The organism is Vibrio sp. 1288 (assembly GCF_033344475.1).
Map to the genome: position 1 here is coordinate 1 of NZ_JAWPOX010000079.1, position 2,224 is coordinate 2,224.

The window sequence follows — 2,224 nt, forward strand, 5'->3', positions numbered from 1 at the left end:
AGCGACTGGCTGTTCGCCAGTTTCCAAAGATTGATGAAAATACCCTTCTTCGTAACCCATTTTGCTACAAGCGGCCACATGCTGCTCTTGCGTCATATTTTGCGACAGAATACGGATGGTTGGACTACAAGTGTAGGTTTGCGATAACACCAAACCTTTGAGCTTGGTTTCGAAATCACAAATTCCGTACTCGCTGCATTCGGCGTAGTACGAGACCGTATCCGCAGCAGCAAGCCAAACGGCATCCCCTTTTCCGTACATCTCATAGCGAGCAAAAATATCTTTTAACTTGCTACTCACCGTTGTGGCAGCGCTGCCCGAATATTTGGTCAGACGCCCCAATTCGCGACCCGCATTTGCCACCATAAACTCGTCGCTCGCTCCTATCGAGGACTCTCTCAACGCAAAGTCACCCAATGCTTTTGCAAGTTCGGTTTGGTTACCGATGGTTTGCAAATATTGGTCATTCCACTGACCACCGAATAAGATGGTAAACACCCCATTCACCGCGTTGCGCATGTACCAGTTTTGAGCGTATTGGTCATTCCAGCGCGTCAGCCACTCCGTCACTTGCGGTAAATAAGCGTGTTGCAGCCCCGCACTGTCCATCGTAATGATCACTTCACTTAATACCTTGCCGTGCGGGTCGCTGTTTTCGTAAAAATTAGCGTTGTTTACAAACGCGTCTACCGCCTCTTGCACTGCGGGCGTGACCCAAGAAACAAACGAGATATTGTTGTTGTAAAACTCGGCGTAATAGCCAGCGCGCAAATACAAGTACAAGGCTTCAAGCTCATCACTACCACCGCCAGTATAGGCCTTCGCCAAAGTCACCGTATGCTTTGCCACGTTGTACATGTGGTCAGAATCAAACGCCGCTTCTTGCACTCGGCTTTGAGCAGAGAACAGCTCGTTGATGCAACTTGCACCTTGAGTTTTTATCGCGCTGATCAAGTCGTTGCTGTTGGTGGTTGTGAACGATTCTACGTCACAAACCACGCTTGCCGCTTCAACCGATTGGGTAGCCCGCGTACGTAACGTCTGTTTCGGTAGCTGTGGTAACAATTCTGTCGGTGCATACTCAGGCTGCGCCGTTTCTACACCATGTTCGTGCTGATGATGTTCAACTTTCTCTGTGACTTGCGCTACTGGCTCGCTCATTGCGAACGCAGCAGTGCTGCTCAAGGTTGCCGCAATCGCGACGCTGAGGGTTTTCAGTTCCATCGTTGTTCTTCTATATAATGTGTTCCTTAAATGCCGATACCACGTGACATCACTTCGTGCTCTTTTCACAACGAAGAGCACCCTCATATAAATCTGATTGAGCTTTAAAATAAACAATTCATTAACAAACAAATTTAGCGGTATCACTTTTTAGTACCCAATTCGCCACACTACGAACTTTATTAAAATCGATTTGCTCAATAGACTTTGATGAACTAGCACTTAAAGACGCCACAACGAAGGATTTTGGCGTTATGAAAAAACCAAGCTACACTATCGCTCTCCCAACATATTTAGAATGAAATCTATGACCGATGCCGATATCGAACTTCAGCACCTGTGGTTAGAAATCCAAACGCAACGCTGGCAAAACGTGTCCCGTTTTTTATTCAGTTACTACTGCTATAAAAACAATTTTGTAAATAAAAACAACAAGGTTTGTTGGGAAACAGCCCGTGATGTGTTGCCAGCCTCTATCAGCCTTAAAACTCGTAAACAGGCGGTTATTGAGCCTTTAGTTCCTGAAGAAACCGTGGTTGGTTCGCTCAAAGCCATCAGTAAAGATGGAGAGATGACGTTTGATGTAATGACGGCTACGCTTAACGCGTTTTTGCACTATGTGGTGATCAGCAAACAGGAGAAGCTACAGCTTAAACCTAACATGCCAGCGAGCTGGTATCAGCAGCATCACAAGCCTGTATTCGCCCGTTTTGAGCAAGCGGGAATAGAAATTCAACAAATCAAATAGCCCCCCTATCGAGCCGCAGACGTAAAAAAGCGCCCACAAGGAGGCGCGTTCGGTCAAAATGGTGAGTAATTCCTGGACGAGAAAGCTCTGAGCAACCGAAAAAGGCTTATTTATTCTTGAATCCCACGAATACGGACATTGCGTCTGCGTAAGATCTCCAACGTCACGAGCAAACACACGGACATAAAAATCAGCAAGGTCGCAACAGCCAAAATTGTCGGGCTGATTTGTTCTCGGATCCCTGACCACATC

The 2,224-nt window shown here is 46.6% G+C and carries 2 protein-coding genes and 1 pseudogene; 1 reads left to right on the forward strand and 2 read right to left on the reverse strand.

What is annotated here, in order from left to right; translation table 11 throughout:
• Positions 1-1,224 (reverse strand): M9 family metallopeptidase N-terminal domain-containing protein (locus R8O11_RS24685; protein WP_318194540.1); only part of this gene is annotated, 1,224 nt, incomplete at its 3' end.
• A gap of 307 nt (positions 1,225-1,531) precedes the next feature.
• On the opposite strand from R8O11_RS24685, the gene R8O11_RS24690 reads away from it, so the two are divergent.
• Complete coding sequence (locus tag R8O11_RS24690; RefSeq protein WP_318194541.1) at positions 1,532-1,972, forward strand: hypothetical protein; 441 nt, start codon at positions 1,532-1,534, stop codon at positions 1,970-1,972.
• Positions 1,973-2,082: 110 nt separating this feature from the next.
• Here the strand turns inward: R8O11_RS24690 and R8O11_RS24695 are convergent.
• Positions 2,083-2,224: pseudogene (locus tag R8O11_RS24695) on the reverse strand (ABC transporter permease); the annotation flags it as partial.

Bases quoted from the DNA above. Each gene is read 5' to 3' on its own strand.
- R8O11_RS24690 (WP_318194541.1), top strand. From the start codon at position 1,532: ATGACCGATGCCGATATCGAACTTCAGCACCTGTGGTTAGAAATCCAA.